The organism is Nitrososphaera sp. AFS (assembly GCF_009898475.1).
Taxonomy (GTDB): Archaea; Thermoproteota; Nitrososphaeria; order Nitrososphaerales; family Nitrososphaeraceae; genus Nitrosopolaris.
In genome coordinates this window covers 1-16,337 of sequence record NZ_QURE01000040.1, presented here as the reverse complement: position 1 = coordinate 16,337, position 16,337 = coordinate 1, and the positions used below count along the sequence as shown (strand labels likewise).

The window sequence follows — 16,337 nt, the reverse complement described above, 5'->3', positions numbered from 1 at the left end:
TTACTTATCAATAAATATAAATCCCTGTTCTCAAGAATAATATTTTTAATAGTTGTCTTTTGATATTTGACAGAAAAAAAATTTGAGCAAGAGATCAATGTAAAAGGTCATCTGATTGACTCCATGATTCTTACCAAAATTTTTGATAATGTTATGGATCTGGAAGGAGATTTTCAGGTTCTGGATTTTCATATCGGAAAGAGAAAAAAAGATGTCAGTTACGCACGTCTTATAATCAGAGGAAAAAGTCGCGAGCATTTAAACAAGTTATTGGAATCCATTTACAGAGAGGGAGCCCAACCCGTATCCATTCAACAGGTTTCATTGAAACCAGTTCAGAAGGATATGGTTATGCCGGATAATTTTTACAGTACAACAAACAATCCTACGCAGATTTACTATGAAGACGCGTGGATAAACGTTGATAATATGATGATGGACAAGTGCATAACAGTCAATGTCGAAAAAAAAAGAGCTGAGTGTAAGATCGTACGTGATTTAAAGAAGGGTGATCTGATAGTAGTCGGAGAGCAAGGAGTAAGGATAATTCCACAGGAACGTCCGAGAGAAGGTATTGATATCTTTCAATTTATGGGTAGTGGCAGCTCAAGTGAGAGACCCACACAACAAATTGCTAGGAAAATTGCAATCGACATTCATAACACCAAGAAGACTCACAAGGGCAGGATTATAGTGGTTGCAGGTCCAGTACTTGTCCATTCAGGCGCATCGGAAGCATTAGCAAGGCTGATCCACATGGGGTACATTCATGGGCTCCTATCTGGTAATGCCCTTGCAGTCCATGATGTAGAGAACGCTTTAATGGGAACATCTTTGGGCATGCGCACCAAAGACGGAACTCTTTCCACACGTGGTTACAGAAATCATATGCAAGCCATTAATGAAGTGTTCAAGGCAGGCTCCTTGAAATCAATGGTCCAGAAAAAAATTCTTAAAAGTGGTATCATGTATGAATGCATCATCAATGATATCCCGTTCGTCCTCGCAGGATCAGTAAGAGATGACGGTCCTATTCCAGATGTTATTACAGATATTGTCGAAGCACAACGAAAATATAAGCAAGTATTAGAAGGTGCGAAAATGGTTCTGATGCTTTCAACTATGCTACATTCTATTGCAGTAGGGAACATGCTTCCTTCAACTGTCAAGGTCGTTGCTGTAGACATCAGCCAGCCAGTTGTAACGAAACTGGTAGACAGGGGGACAACTCAGGCAGTTGGAATTGTAACTGATGTAGGAGCCTTCTTGCCTACTATTGTCAACGAATTAGAAAATATTAGATCAAATACTAAAGGAAGAAAGCTGGCTAAATAGATAGATAGAATAAAGATAAGTTAAAATATTAGAACATAGTTGATCGAAAGCCGGACCGTCGAGAGAACATATAACTTCAAACTACTCCATTCTAGCAAGTCTGGCTTTTATTAAATTCAGAGTAATCTTCGGGTCTGCCCTTCCTCTAGTCATTTGCATTACTTTTCCAAGAAGGAAGTTCATTGCATTTGGATTATGTTTTGCATCTCTAACAGCAGAGATTTCAAGCTCGAATATAGAATCAATGGCTTCAGCTATTTTAGATTCGCTATCTATTAACGAAGCGTTCATTTTATCTAGGACACAAGAGGGCATTTCCCCAGTCCTTGCTATTTGGCTAAGAACTGATTTTGCAATGTTTCTATTGACCTTATTCTGATCGATCATTTTAACCAACTCAGCAATATGTTTTGGTTCAATTCTCAATCCAGAGAGAAGAGACCTCTCTTCCTTCTTTGAATCATCTACCAAACCTAGAAGGTCAGATATAATCCAGTGGGCAATTTCATTAGGTGATGAAGGATATAGTTTTACTGTTGACTCGAAAAAGTCGGCCAACTCTTTATTATCAATTAGAACCTTAGCTACATGGTCAGATAGCGCATAGTCCTTTAGAAATCTAATTTTTCTTTCATCTGGAAGCTCAGGCATTTTTGCTTTTATGGTCGATATAAACTGGTCACCGAGAATTATTGTTGGAATATCTGGTTCTGGAAAGTACTTGTAATCTTGTTCTTCTTCTTTGGTCCTAGACTGCATGGTCACCTTTCTAGCATCATCCCAATGACGAGTTTCTGACTTGATTTCGATCTCTCGTATCAACATTGTTTTTTGCCTAGTAATCTCATATCTAAGTGCTTTTTCTACATCTCCAAATGAGTTAATATTTTTGATCTCGACTTTTTTCCCCCCTTTTAAAGAAACATTAACGTCACATCTTAACGACCCATCCAGCTTTATATCACACACTCCCAGATGTTCAATTGTAGAAGTGACTTTATCCAAAAATAACCTAACGTCTTTTGGGTTATCAAAGTCAGGCTCAGTCACAATTTCAACCAGAGCAACCCCTGCCCTATTATAGTCTATAAGCGTATAAAAATTAGCATTGACATCAGCATTTTCATAGATTAGTCTTCCAGGATCTTCTTCCAGTTGTACTCTTCTAATCCCTATACTTTTAGCCCCCAAATCGACTTTCCCATCAGCGCCTATACTGGTGATACCAAATGCATTATACTGAGTAATTTGAAAATTTTTTGGTAGATCAGGGTAAAAGTAATTCTTTCTGTAAAATGTTATCCTTTCTTGTACTTTACACCCCAGAGCCATTGAAATCATGCTAGCAAAAGCTACTGCCCTTTTATTTAAAAGTGGGAGAGTTCCAGGGAGACCCAAACAGATAGGACAGATAGTCGTATTTGGTACTTCTCCCCTATAATCGCATTGGCAGGGACAAAATAATTTACTTGAAAGCCCTGTTAGCTGACAATGAATTTCAAGACCTATCTTCACTTCTACCAATTATATTTCAGGGCTCCTACGAACATCAACTATTTTCTCAAAAAATGATGCAACATCAAAAAGAGTTTGTTCGCCCATGTAATCTGCCATAATTTGCAATCCTACAGGAAATGAATTACTAAATCCTATTGGTATTGATATCGCGGGTATACCAGCTAGATTGGCGATAACAGTGTCAATATCTATCTGATACATCTTCAGTGGGTCATCTATCTTTTCACCAATTTTGAAAGGTAATATGGGCATCGTGGGACCTATCAAGACGTCAAACCTTTCAAATAGTGATTTAATTTCTTGTCTTATCCTTTCTCTTGCTTTCTGAGCTTTGAGATAATATTTCCCATAATAGCCAGCAGAAAGAACATATGACCCAATGATAATTCGTCTTTTAGCTTCATCTCCAAAATTATTGCGGACATTTGAAAAATATGTGTTCCATTCATACCCTTCGGGGTCATAATCAAATCCATAACGAATGTTATCGTATCTGGCAAGGTTACTACTAGCTTCTGCCGTAGCTATAGTATAGTAAGAAGCCAGAGCATATTGGATTGATTTCATAGACGTTTCTTCACATTTACAGTCTAAACCTTCGAACAAATCAACTGCGGTATAGATACATTTTGAAACAGCCGGATCAGCTCCTTGAATGAGTTCCTTCACTAATCCAATAGTGATATTCCTTTTATTTTGGCCTGCAGTATATTTTGAAGATATATTAGACGTTGATATATCCTCAGAAGTACGAGTAGCTATTGGTCTTATTGGTTTCGTTGTTTGATCATTTTCATCTATACCGGCTATTGCATTCATGACCATCACCACATCAAGAACTGTCTTACCCAGCGGCCCAATCTGCTCTAAACTATTGGAGTAAGAAATCAACCCAGATCTGCTGACGCATCCATAGGTCGGTTTTAATCCCACTACAGAACAGAAACTGGAAGGGCATCTTATTGATCCACCTGTATCGGATCCTAATGATACAGCACATTCTGAAGCTGCTACGCTAGCAGCACTCCCACCGGAGGAACCACCAGCAACATAATCAAGATTCCACGGATTGCGTGTTGGCCCATATCTACTGAATTCAGTAGTAGATCCCATTGCAAACTCATCTAGATTAAGTTTACCAACTACTATGGCATCATTTTCTTTTAATCTTCTAATTACATCTGCATCATACGGAGGGATATAACTTTCGAGTATATTTGAAGCGCAGGTAGTTTTTAAATCCTTGATGCAAATGTTGTCTTTAATTCCAACTGCGATACCTGCCAATTCACCAACAGCGCCCCCGTCTCTAAGTCTTTTGTCTATAGAGCGCGCTTTTTCTATAGCACCTTGTTTGTCAACTAAGATAAAGGCGTTAATTTTATTATCGACTTTTTCTATTCTTTCTAATATCTGAAATATATATTCTTGTGCAGAAAACTCTCCATTCCTAATGCCGCAAGTAACCTGATTAGCAGTAAGATGATATAGATGATTTGGCATTTATGACATCTTAGGCCCCTTTATGAAACCATCCTTTCTATTTTTGAGACTTTGCAATTTGCCCCATTTGAACACACGATTTGTGTCATCTCTTAATTCAGAAACTTCTTTGGTTGAATAGCTCCACTCACTTTCAGATAGCGGAATAGTGTCCAATTTATCAAAATATCTAATTATCTCATCTATTTGGGATACATATCTATCTAGCTCTGCATTAGTTAATTCTAACCTTGAGAGCCAACCAAGATGTTTTATTTCGTCTTTTGATACCATGAATGCCACTTCTATACTACGTAATTTTTATGGAGTTAACCTGTCTATGTCGCGAGGGTACAATGATACGTCCCGTATGTTATCAATGTTCGTTATCGCCATCATCAAACGTTCTAGACCGATCCCAAATCCTGCGTGTGGAGGCATTCCATAGTCGAATACCTTTAGATGATAGTCAAAAGATTGAGTATTTAGCCCCTGTTTTTTCATTCTCTCAAGCAACTCGTCTTTTCTGTTCACTCTCGTGCTGCCCGAAGATATTTCTAATTGTCCATGCATTAGATCAAATGACTCTGAGATTCTGCCAGATTCTGACATGGCATTCGCCTTAACATAAAAGGGCTTTATAGAGGTCGGCCAATCTGTAATAAAATAAAAGCTATTAGTCCTTTCATCCGGTAAGTTCTTAAGTGCCTGCGGTGAAAGGTCATCTCCCCATCTCACTTCCTTCCCAGATTCTCGCAGTAGTTGAATGAGATCAGAATATGAATATCTAACAAATGGCAGTTCGACATTTGGGAATTGGAATTCAAGAGCAGCAAGATCAGATTTGTTCTTTTCTTTAATTGAATCTAGAACGTGCAATATCATTCTCTCAAGTAAACTCATTATGTCGTTGTAGTCTACGAAGGCCTTTTCCACATCAATAGATATTGCTTCGGATAGGTGTCTATTAGTGCGTGATGGCTCAGCCCTAAAAATAGGTCCGATTTCGAACACATTTTCAAATGCCATAGTCAATTGTTCCTTATATAACTGAGGACTTTGAGCCAGAAACGCTTCTCGGTCATAGTAAAAAATCGGAAATAGAGCAGCACCACCTTCTGTGGCAGTAGCAATCATTTTTGGAGTGTTTATTTCGATAAACCGTTGCCTAGCCAAGAATTCTCTACAAGCATTCAATACAGTATAGCGAATACGGAAAATGCTCTGAAGCACGTTTCTGCGTAAATCTACAGCTCTCAAATCCAATCTAGTATCAATACCAATCTGAGTCTTACTCTGCAATACAAATGGAGCGGCTTTTCTGGCAATGGAAAAAACTCTCAACTCTGAAGGAATAATCTCTGCGCCTCCAGGAGCCTTTTCTTGGGGTCTAACCTTACCTCGAATAGCAAGGGAAGTATGTTCTTTTAGTAGTTGGAATTGTGCAAATAATTCTTCCGGACACTCATTCTTCTTTGCCATAACCTGGATGTCTCCGTATTTGTCCCTTACAATCACAAATTGAATATTGCCATGATCTCGTTTACTCGAAATCCAACCCATAATTGTTACCTCTCTTTCTTCATTTGATAAATTGATCTCCGATGAATAGTGTGTCCTTCTCCACAGCCCAATATCCTCTTCACGTAGTTGGTCATTCAATTCTAAATCTAATAGTGATAGATTTCATAGAGACGGATAATTTAACCCTTTAATGTCCCGGCATTTCAAACAAAACTAAGGAATTTCAGTGTGTAGAGAAATGTTTATTATAGAATCAATATTTTTGCCTAACATTATCGAAATCAGAATTCGATGTTAGTCCTTCAATCTGAAGGCTGAAATATTCAATCAGGTTCCCAATGGATAATGCTTTCTTTCAGTCAGTTAAATCCAATTCAAGCATATTAAAGATCCTGATAATTGAATTCAAGCATTAAAAAGGCCATGATTGATCCTTTAATCAGCCACTAATTCCTATCTGTAATTCCAACGGTGATAAACCAGTATCAGGAGCTTTAAATCAATAGCAGTATGACATTGTTTACTCATCTATCCTCTCAGTAAGTGCACTGCCAGAGAAATCATGTCACAATAAATCAGACTTTGGTTTGATAGATTAGAAAATAGTGCTCGATTTTTGAACTTAATTTTTAAATTATACTTTCATACATGATCAGTTGTTTAAGGAGCTTTCCTTAGATATTGATACGACTTTCTCGGCATATTTGTAACAAACATTTTTATATTATCAGAATTATTATAACAATAATCTTAGTTTGATTAAAACTGATAAAATTAATATATTTTAATGTTCAATATATAGACAGGGGTGGAAACAAAGGTTGGCTATGGAATATGGAATCTATTTTGCATTTGGGATAGGCATACCATTAGCAGTTTTAGGATACCTAGTTTATTTAAAAGATATTAGTAAAAGTATGAAGAAGATTAATTCCCGAATGCACAACAGGAGTGGAAAAACACCGATTAGCAATGCGGCATAATTGTTAGTTAGTCTAAGTTGGAAATCTGTTATCCAACTAGATCTCAACCACCGTGTCACTAATTATTACCATTGCTCGTCAGCTACGGTAGGCGTTAGATAAAGTAGATTGATACGAGGTTTTCGTTATAAGATAAAACGATCTGAATCCATTGCTATATTGAGGATATTTTTATCATACTGGCAACATTCTTATTTCTACATTTTATATTGGATTTCAGTGTCTAAAGCAAACAGTTCTGTACCGAATATAGGAGATAAAGCTCCAGACTTTCAGCTTCCAGATATTAATATGAAAATGCACAAATTAAGGGATTACACAGGGGGAAAGATTGTCCTTGCCTTTTTTCCTGCTGCCGAATCGCCCACCTGCACTGCGGAGATGTGCAGTTTCAGGGACTCGATGACTGATCTACAACAGAGTGGTGCTCGGATTATTGGCATTTCTGTTGATGGACCATTTGCCAACAAAATATTTACAGAAAATCGCCATCTTAATTTTGATTTGTTAAGTGATTACAAGCGCGAGACTATAAACAAGTATGGAGTGGTGATGGAAAATTTGGGACCACTGGAAGGATACAATGCAGCTAAACGGTCGATTTTCATTCTGGATGAAAATTACAATATAATCTACAAGTGGGTCTCAGACGTTCCAACAATTGAGCCTACTAACTATGAAGAAATTAACACCGTTCTTAAGAAAACAGACTAGATATTCACATGGATATTGGATTTGCATCAATGAAAATTTATATCCACTAAAGTCCAAATTCAAGGTCGTCCTATCTCTAGGGAGCTGAACCGGGTCTTGTACACTGCGGCTTTAGTGCATCTTTTATGTCCTCAATATTAAATCTGCCATTCATACTTTTTAAATCATTTGTTATAGGTTATAGATGATTGCAAAACTGAATTTTAGTCTGCTGCAATCCAAAATTGCGTATAAAATTGTCGATGATAGAATTTGGCTAAATAGATCTCAAAAATAATTCTGCAATGATAACAAAATATGAATTGGGAGAAGAGGGGAAATATGTGATATTCTAGAAGTATTGATTACGTGGGCGCCAATATACATGGTGTGCCGAAGCGTGCATATCACTAGGACCAGAGCACAGATTGCACTCTTCATTTGAATAAAGTAGAGCTTAAAGAACGATTAAATAGTTTTAAGACCTGAATATCTAGAAGATAGAACTGAAGTAGTAGATGACTACTATCCATGTGTGAGGTGGATTATGTAATCTTCGGCATGTTCACAAGTGGGTTCACGCTATTTGTATTTATGCATAATAGCATCGTCAACTTCATTTCTAAATTTGATAATATGACAAAGTGGATGCATTAGTTAACAGGGCTGCTAACCACATACATAAGTTTTAATACTCAGGCATAATTAAATTAATATCGATGTTTCTATTGGATATTCTTAAGCATAATAGACATAATGAAAATATCTGCGATCTATGTGGCCAAAAATTTGTGAATTATAATGATTTGATTGCGCACGTAAGACATGTACATCACCATTCAATTATGAAGTGCCATGAGTGTGGTAAAGAATTCATCCATGAAAAAGATAGACTTCATCACGTTAGAGAAGAGCATCTACAAAAAGAAGATCATCGAACCCATAAATGGGAACATACGAATAAAGCTACGAATCCTCAATCTGATGTTGACGAGCATATGCATAACTTTGGAGATAACTTTTAACTCTAACCTTGATTTAACATCAGAACCCCATGAGCTAACGTTTGAAAAACTAACATAATTGCTTATCTGGCTAAAAGTACATAGCAGTAAACATGTAGCACTACGACATTTGCGGTGCTCCCAATCAAGAACCTTTTTAGTCCAGTTCTACTCCTGGCTCCAATGACTATTAGGTCTATATTCTCACTAGCGGTATAATTTAAAATCGATTAGCTAACTGGATTTAACATAACGAAGGTATGTGTCTTCACATCTGACAGACCTTCATTCTTTGTTATTTGTCTAACTCTCCCAAACAAATTTTCGACTTTCCATTTGATGTCAGCGTGATTTTTGTCGACAGTGGGTGCGTGCTTTTAATGAGTATTCTGAACCATCAATTTGGTAATTTTCAAGAGTACTGACTCTGTGCTCAAAGTCTGATGTCAAGTGTTAAAATTCTTCGCTTCTAGTTGAGTTTTCTCCTTTTATCATCTTGTGTCATGATGTTCTCATCTAGTGATTCTGTATGCTCATCTGCCAGACCAGACCCGATTTAAGTTCCACTCCATTTTAAAGGATGACAGCATGTCCTCAAAATGAAGTTTTAGCACAAATTTCCTACTTAGTCAGAGTCAACACGTCGTGACCAGTTCTTGCATTCAATAAAACAATCCATCGTAGTTAAACATTCTGTGCCCTTTATGTCAAATATGCACTTTCTTAGGAATTAGTTGGACTTTGGTTGTTTGAACCAAAGGTCCTGAGAGATATCATGTCTAAGTTATTATTATATAGTGAAGTTGCTACAAATAGTCAAAAGGCCTTGTTTAATTTAAACGAAAAGTTCTCGAAAATTTTAGTTGGAATAGATGGTTCTAAACCATCAATGGATGCAGTAGACTATGCAATTACTCTTGCTCAAAAGATTAATGCACAGTTAATTACCTTATACGCAACATCGTCTCCAGTAGGAAATGATTACACTTCAGATACACCAGAAGATCAGATTCCAGGCACTGCAACAGAATTTGTATATTGGGCTAAAGAAGAGTCTCGACCTTGGTTTGCTGAAATTGACGATAAGGTAAAAGCATCAGCCAATGCTGCTACAGCAAAAGAAAATACTGGGGAAACCGTTCGGGCTATTATCCAGCTGAAAACTCTCATAATAGTTAGTCCACTCTCTGTCATAGGCAGCATTATAGGATATGCCGAACGCGAGAATATCGATTTAATTGTGGTAGGAACAAGAGGAAAGTCAGGGTTTAAGAGATTATTACTGGGAAGTATTGCATCCGGGGTTGTTACTCATGCACACTGTCCCGTGTTGGTGGTAAAGTGAAAGGCTCCTCTAAAGGTAAGTCTTGATATGCCATTCCAGGAATGCAAACTACGACAGCGTTGCGAGTCATATGGTTCCGGTAATTATGACAGATCCCGATCTCTGCTTCTTACCAATAGCCTGCAATATCAGCCTTATATTTAAAACCACTTCTGGATAGTTTCGGGACACTGGAGGATTAAGCTCTGTGGATTTGGTATCGAAATAAATAACCATTTTCTCTGGATCGACATTCCAACGTATTCAGCAACTACGACAGAGATGCTTTTAGTATAGCATAATATAATATAAGATTTCTATTGTGAGTAGAAAATCCAAAATTCATGATTGGCTTCTTATACAATGATCCTTGACCTTTCACAAAATCTATCCCCCTACTGTAATTGATTAGAACCAGATTAGAAGGGCTCTTAGTTGGTGTTGCTTCTACTCACTTATAAGAGACAGATGTCTTAATCTGCTTTAAGAGAGTAATGGCTAGATGCGAAAATCGAAATTGGAACTTGGTATGAAACTAATTTACTAATAATAACGAAGTTCAACCTCTGCACCACAACTGCCTATCTACTAATGGATTAGCATTCTGCTTATTTTTGGACTATACTCTTCTAACAACACCAATCTGTAATGCTGCTGACAATCCATCGACTACTACCCATGCCTCCTTTATCTTGTTGCCATCGAAATGAAAAACAGTGATACCTACGGTTTCAAATTTCTTATGTGTAGCTGGAATGCCACGAAATTCCTGTTTATGCGTACCTTCAACAACGAAAGTGGAAGCAATTTTATTAGACTCTGCTATGCTATCCACTATCGTAAACCGCATATCAGGAAAAGCAGCACGGTCAGAGGCTATCCATTTCTTAAAATTTTCAATTCCTTGCACGTCTTCACCGCGAGCGTGATATACAAAGCTTGGTGTCACAAGGTTATCAATACCTTCCAGATTTCCTTGGTTGTATGCATCATCAAAAAATTGGCGAGTAATTTGTTTAGTATCTATAATGGACATTTTCAAGTTCCTATTATTGGCAGTCAGAATTTAACTGTTTTCTAGTAATATTGGGCAATTTAATTGCAATCTAAACCTATTATCACTACGGGAAAGCATATCGAAAGTATATTAAATTGGTGTGCTGTATTAGGGATCAACTTGTACAGGTGCATTCAGAACAATCATCAGAACAAGCAAAATCCGTAAGGCATTTAACATTACACTTTGTCGGGGGTACGATAAGCAGTTTCCTAAAGTCAAAAATCTCTGGCTATTCGTGGATGAAACCGGATTCAACGGTTACAGTCTGAATGCATATACTTGATATACGGCCGTTTACCATCCACAAGGAGCGTGACGCGAAAAATTGAAGATTACATTCGTGATGAGGTCAAAAAATTTGGCACCTTATGTTTTCCACTTTTAGACTCTGAAAATTCTACTGGAGCGGCTTCTATCGCTAAGAAGGTGGAATCATTGGGTGCTTCAGCAGTGCTCGTTGGCGGATCCTCGGCAATAGATCAACTCGAACTCACTAACATAGTCTCGAGCATCAAACTACAGATTGCCATACCAGTCATATTATTTCCTGGCAATGTTACAGGGGTTTCACCCAATGCCGATGCAATTCTTTTCAGCACTTTGCTTAACTCAGAAGATCCATATTTTATAACTGAGGCCCAGGCTCTTGGAGCGCTTTCTGTTAAGAAGTATAATATTGAGCCATTACCTACCGGTTATCTTATCATAGGGGAAGGTACTACCGTATGGTTCATCGGACGTGCTCGTGGAATTCCTTTCAATAAACCTAGGATAGCCGCTATGTATTCATTGGCTGCTCAATTTCTAGGAATGAGGTTTTTGTATCTTGAAGCTGGTTCAGGTGCTACACAAAGTATCCAACCTCAAATGGTATCTACGGTACGAAAAAATTATGAGGGAATTCTGATAGTTGGAGGCGGGATCCGCGCTCCAGAAACGGCCAGGGAAATTGCTAATGCGGGGGCCGACATTATTGTAATTAGTACTATGATTGAACAAGAGGGATCCTGGGAAGATAAGCTATCCACCATAATCAAGCAGATAAGGAAATGACAACAACAACAACGCCACATGGCACATCAATGATCGATGAAGCCCAGCTCCGCCTTAGAGACATAAGCATGCCTTCATATTATCTAATCTATCAGAACGGCATTTTGAAAAATGTGGAGAAATGTTTTGGGCTTGCAACACAGGCCCGCAAACTTGGGCTAGATCCCGTGGATAAAGTGGAACCAAAAATCGCCTATGACCTTGCAGACAGAGTCGCAAAAATGCATAATATCGATATAGCTGACCGGCTTCGTGCTTTGCTTGCAGTATCTTCCAAAGAAAAAGCAGCGTTTACCATAGCTGAGGAAATAGCCTTGGCAGAATATGGCGATGGTGATCTACGGACCAGACTCGATAATGCAGTTCGCGTAAGTTTGGCTATAGTTACAGAGGGAATGACAATTGCCCCGCTCCAAGGTATAGCTGACGTACAGATTAAGAGCAACAAAGACAGCAGCCAATATCTTTCGATTTCCTTCGCAGGTCCTATTAGGTCAGCAGGTGGGACTGAAGCAGCGTTTACAATGTTAATAGCAGATCACGTTAGAAAGATTACGGGTCTTGGAAAATATGTGGCTAATTCATACGATGATGAGACTGGGAGGTTTATCGAAGAACTTCGAGTATATGAGCGTGAAGTTGGGAATTTCCAGTTTAAGGTTTTAGATGAAGACTTAATTAAATGCATAACTAGCTTACCTGTTGAGCTTGACGGAATAGATACAGATCCTGTCGAAGTCTTAGGACATAGAGGTATGAAGAGAATCTCTACTGACAGAGTGCGCGGAGGAGCACTCAGAGTAATGAATGATGGTCTGATAGGTCGGAGCAGAAAATTACTCAAAATGGTTGAAACGTTAAAGCTAAGCGGTTGGAATTGGCTCAAGGAATTGCAAGGTGCAATTCAAACTGGTACAGACGACGCTGCAACCCACAGAATGTCTGAAGTCATCACAGGAAGGCCAGTACTTTCAATGAGTAAGAAGATTGGAGGCTTCAGACTCAGGTACGGCCGATCCTTCAACACCGGATTGTCAACCATAGGTATTCATCCTACCGTGCTTGTATTGTTAGATCACGCTATTGTAGTAGGTACTCAAATCAAAATAGACGTACCTGGTAAGGCATCCTCAATAGCCGTTGTCGACACCATTGAACCTCCAATTGTTAGACTTCAGAACGGCAATGTCATACAAGTGTTTTCAGTAGAACAGGCGGAGTTAGTCAGGTCAAATGTTGAAAAAATACTCTATATGGGTGACATTCTGATAAGTTATGGAGACTTCCTTGAAAATAATGCTCAATTGCTTCCTGCCAGCTATGTAGAAGAAGTTTGGGCCTTGCATCTACGTGAAAAAATATTGGCGTCACATACTCTAACCCCGGTTTCGAAGGATTTAATTACTGAGAGATTAATCCAACTGTCAAACAGTTCTCAATCGGTACTACCTAGCGTTAAAGAGGCATTTGAAATTAGTGAGTATTTTGGAATTCCGCTTCATCCAAAATATTCATACTATTGGGATTGTGTTAACGTAGATGAAGTTTTGTTAATGAAAGAAAAAATTGGCCAATATTGTGAAGGTATAACAAAGGCCAATGCATTATCAGTTCCATCAAATATTGAAGCTCTACGATTTGTACATGAGCCAAAAATAAAGGATATCCTGGAAAGACTGGGCATCCCTCATTCATTGAACAGCAAAGAAAAATTTATCGAGATAAATGACCAGGATGTAGTGTACTCTCTGACCAGATTGTTGAACCCTGATCCATCAGTTAAAAGAGCAGGCCACAGTTCATCATCAATAGAAAATAACCTTGATGGAGACAAAACAACCCGAATAGAAAATACATTGGATTTCATCTCAAAGATATCAGGAATTGCGGTAAGGGCAAAATTTGCCTCGTCAATCGCGGTCAGAGTAGGGCGTCCTGAAAAGGCTGCAGAAAGGAAAATGAAGCCCCCCGTTCATGTGTTATTTCCGATTGGAGTAAAAGGTGGTCCAACCCGCGACATTCTAAAAGCAGCTAAAGACGATTCATTTTATGCTGATATTGCCAATAGATTTTGTTATAGGTGTAAGCTGCCTTCGGTTGGGATTCGTTGTCGAAATTGTCAAGAGCATACTCCGATACGAAATTTATGCGTAGTTTGTAAGGAGGAAATTTTGGATGAGACTAATAATAACCGGTGCTACAGGTGCGGTAAAGGGGGTAAGACTTACTCACCAGTCAACTTTTCACTCAGAAACACAATTGACACTGCTCAAAGACAACTCGGAATTATCGCCCAAGAGCCACTCAAAGGTGTTAAATCTCTCATGAGCCAAAACAGATCTGCCGAAGTACTAGAAAAGGGCATATTGAGACAGAAATCTAATCTATTCAGCTTTAAGGATGGAACTGTAAGATTTGATGCGACCAATGAACCAATGACACATTTTAAGGGCAGATGGATTGGAAGTTCAATTCAGAGGCTAAGGAACTTAGGCTATACTCGAGATTATCTAGGTCAAGATTTAGTTTCACCTGATCAAACAGTTGAATTGATGATGCAAGATGTCATACTCCCTTTGGATTGTTCAAATCATTTACTTAATGTAGCTGCTTTTGTTGACGAGGAGCTTGTAAAATTATATGGACTTGAGCCCTTGTATAACGCATCTACTATAGATGATCTTGTTGGCCACATAGTAATTGGTTTAGCGCCTCACACATCAGTTGGCATTATAGGTAGAATTATAGGGTTTACCAATTCCCAGGTTTGTTTGGCTCATCCTATATGGCATTCTGCAAAGCGTAGAGATTGTGATGGAGATGCAGACTCTATAATGCTGCTAAGCGATGCCTTCCTAAACTTTTCATATGATTTCCTACCTGATAAAATCGGCGGTCTTATGGATGCCCCACTACTTATTCAGCCTATCGTATTGCCAAATGAAGTACAAAGGCAAGCTCATAACATAGACGTCGCTTCCGCTTATCCGCTTGAATTCTATGAATCAACTTTGAGACAAGATAAAGCAGCTGATTTAGCTGACAAAATAGAAATAATTAAGGACCGACTCGGAAAGCTACAACAATTTTCTGGCTATGGATTTACTCACTTGACTGATTTGCTGACAACTAATACTCAACGAAGTGCATACTCTAGACTAAATTCAATGGACGAGAAATTGGAAATGCAGCTGGCAACTGCAAAACTAATTAATGCTGTAGATCCTGATGAGGTGGCATCAATGGTACTAACAACACACATTCTGCCTGATATCATGGGTAATATGCGATCGTACTCATCGCAGTCTTTTCGATGTAGTAACTGTGGTGAGAAATATCGTAGAATGCCACTTGCAGGTAAGTGTATAGAATGCCAGAACGAGCTTCTGCAGACAGTCACAAGAGGGTCAGTAGAGAAGTATGCAAATATTGCAACGAACATATGTAATCAATTCAAGGTTAACGAATACCTGCGCGGTCGGGTAGAGTCTCTCATTATGGAATTGAAATTCATATTCAAAGAACGACCAAAAGAACAATTTACTCTCACCGAATTCATGGAGAGTTAATTCACTGTGTTACTACCGTGGTAGGATCAAATAGGGGCAAGGAATGTAAGTATATGTACTTGCGGATTCGCATTCCCTAAAAGTATTGAGCATGCTATGATTCCTGATGGTTTAAGTTAGTGCTACGATGACATGATATTATACTATGAATGCCATGCCTAGATATTTGATTTATTTGAAGAATCAGGATTACACCTCTGGACAGGCCAGTAGGTTGCTGCAGAAAGCCAGAAACCTGGTATCTGATATGGGAGTTGTAGTACGTGATACTCGTGTTGCAACCAATCACATTGAATTTGATACGAGCGTGCCTGAACATAACATCGTCGCTGAAGTAACTAGAAGATTCTCAGCCATTTCACCGGTATCAGAGTACGAACTGTTAGTAGAACAAAAAATACCCAAACATGAGTCAATAATAAAAGCAAGGCAGTCATTTAATGATGAAAAGTATTGGAGGGCTCATGAAGTCCTTGAACCTGTGTGGAAGGAATCCAGTGATGAGGAAAAAGACTTGCTAAATGGGATTATATTAGTCTCAGCTGCATTTGTTCATGACGAAAAAGATGAGAAAAATATTTGTACTGCCATATTGGAGAGAGCGCTCAAAAAGTTCTCAAAGGCCGAGGGCTTGTACTTTGATATCGATATAGATCAAGTAAAGAAAAATGTATTGCATATAATTGAATCGGGATGTGTTCAGAGATTCAAAATATAGGCATTTTTGTGTTTATTATGAATAGATCTACTCTTGTCCGATCTTCACATAAAAATTATCTTCACATGATAATA

General features: G+C 38.4%; 14 protein-coding genes. 8 read left to right on the top strand and 6 right to left on the bottom strand.

All coding sequences use genetic code 11. From position 1 onward, the window contains the following. The first annotated feature begins 66 nt into the window (after positions 1 to 66). Positions 67 to 1,335, top strand: coding sequence for an ornithine cyclodeaminase (locus DYY65_RS06060; RefSeq protein WP_162477081.1), 1,269 nt, complete (start codon positions 67 to 69; stop codon positions 1,333 to 1,335). Between the two features lie 81 nt (positions 1,336 to 1,416). Here DYY65_RS06060 and gatB read toward each other — a convergent pair whose 3' ends face one another. From gatB to aspS, 4 genes are read right to left on the bottom strand one after another with little or no spacing between them, the layout of a single operon-like run. Then, positions 1,417 to 2,850 carry an Asp-tRNA(Asn)/Glu-tRNA(Gln) amidotransferase subunit GatB gene (gene gatB / locus DYY65_RS06055; RefSeq protein ID WP_370519311.1) on the bottom strand — a complete coding sequence of 478 codons (1,434 nt, stop codon included), beginning with the start codon at positions 2,848 to 2,850 and terminating at the stop codon, positions 1,417 to 1,419. 9 nt (positions 2,851 to 2,859) lie between these two features. Then, positions 2,860 to 4,356: an Asp-tRNA(Asn)/Glu-tRNA(Gln) amidotransferase subunit GatA gene (gene gatA / locus DYY65_RS06050; protein ID WP_162477079.1), complete on the bottom strand. Its 1,497-nt coding sequence runs from the start codon at positions 4,354 to 4,356 to the stop codon at positions 2,860 to 2,862. Then, the gene (gatC, locus tag DYY65_RS06045) at positions 4,357 to 4,629 is read right to left on the bottom strand and encodes an Asp-tRNA(Asn)/Glu-tRNA(Gln) amidotransferase subunit GatC (protein WP_162477078.1); all 273 of its coding nucleotides are present in this window, start codon (positions 4,627 to 4,629) and stop codon (positions 4,357 to 4,359) included. Positions 4,630 to 4,656: 27 nt separating this feature from the next. Continuing rightward, positions 4,657 to 5,997 (bottom strand): aspartate--tRNA(Asn) ligase, encoded by a 1,341-nt coding sequence (gene aspS / locus DYY65_RS06040; protein WP_162477077.1) that lies wholly within the window; start codon positions 5,995 to 5,997, stop codon positions 4,657 to 4,659. Positions 5,998 to 6,686: 689 nt separating this feature from the next. On the opposite strand from aspS, the gene DYY65_RS06035 reads away from it, so the two are divergent. The 3 genes from DYY65_RS06035 to DYY65_RS06025 all read left to right on the top strand — a co-directional run bounded on the left by DYY65_RS06035 (position 6,687) and on the right by DYY65_RS06025 (position 8,560). After that, the gene (locus DYY65_RS06035; RefSeq protein WP_162477076.1) at positions 6,687 to 6,842 is read left to right on the top strand and encodes a hypothetical protein; all 156 of its coding nucleotides are present in this window, start codon (positions 6,687 to 6,689) and stop codon (positions 6,840 to 6,842) included. A 219-nt stretch (positions 6,843 to 7,061) separates the two neighbouring features. Further along, entirely contained in the window at positions 7,062 to 7,556 is a 495-nt protein-coding gene (locus DYY65_RS06030; RefSeq protein WP_370519309.1) for a redoxin domain-containing protein, read from the top strand. Positions 7,557 to 8,326: 770 nt separating this feature from the next. After that, complete coding sequence (locus DYY65_RS06025; RefSeq protein WP_201449364.1) at positions 8,327 to 8,560, top strand: hypothetical protein; 234 nt, start codon at positions 8,327 to 8,329, stop codon at positions 8,558 to 8,560. Positions 8,561 to 8,622: 62 nt separating this feature from the next. On the opposite strand, the gene DYY65_RS12970 is transcribed toward DYY65_RS06025, so the two are convergent. Beyond that, positions 8,623 to 8,766, bottom strand: a complete 144-nt coding sequence (locus DYY65_RS12970) for a universal stress protein (RefSeq protein ID WP_370519310.1) — start codon at positions 8,764 to 8,766, stop codon at positions 8,623 to 8,625. Positions 8,767 to 9,314: 548 nt separating this feature from the next. Here DYY65_RS12970 and DYY65_RS06015 point away from each other — a divergent pair. Next, positions 9,315 to 9,884 (top strand): universal stress protein, encoded by a 570-nt coding sequence (locus DYY65_RS06015; protein WP_162477075.1) that lies wholly within the window; start codon positions 9,315 to 9,317, stop codon positions 9,882 to 9,884. A gap of 598 nt (positions 9,885 to 10,482) precedes the next feature. Here the strand turns inward: DYY65_RS06015 and DYY65_RS06010 are convergent. Then, complete coding sequence (locus DYY65_RS06010) at positions 10,483 to 10,899, bottom strand: ester cyclase (RefSeq protein WP_162477074.1); 417 nt, start codon at positions 10,897 to 10,899, stop codon at positions 10,483 to 10,485. Positions 10,900 to 11,235: 336 nt separating this feature from the next. Between DYY65_RS06010 and DYY65_RS06005 the strand changes: the two genes are divergently transcribed. The 3 genes from DYY65_RS06005 to DYY65_RS05995 all read left to right on the top strand — a co-directional run bounded on the left by DYY65_RS06005 (position 11,236) and on the right by DYY65_RS05995 (position 16,263). Next, complete coding sequence (locus DYY65_RS06005) at positions 11,236 to 11,976, top strand: geranylgeranylglyceryl/heptaprenylglyceryl phosphate synthase (RefSeq protein WP_370519308.1); 741 nt, start codon at positions 11,236 to 11,238, stop codon at positions 11,974 to 11,976. Beyond that, entirely contained in the window at positions 11,973 to 15,545 is a 3,573-nt protein-coding gene (locus DYY65_RS06000; RefSeq protein WP_236561698.1) for a DNA polymerase II large subunit, read from the top strand. The genes DYY65_RS06005 and DYY65_RS06000 overlap by 4 nt, the downstream gene beginning before the upstream one ends. Positions 15,546 to 15,720: 175 nt before the next feature. Then, positions 15,721 to 16,263, top strand: coding sequence for a DUF309 domain-containing protein (locus tag DYY65_RS05995; protein WP_162477072.1), 543 nt, complete (start codon positions 15,721 to 15,723; stop codon positions 16,261 to 16,263). Positions 16,264 to 16,337 lie beyond the last annotated feature (74 nt).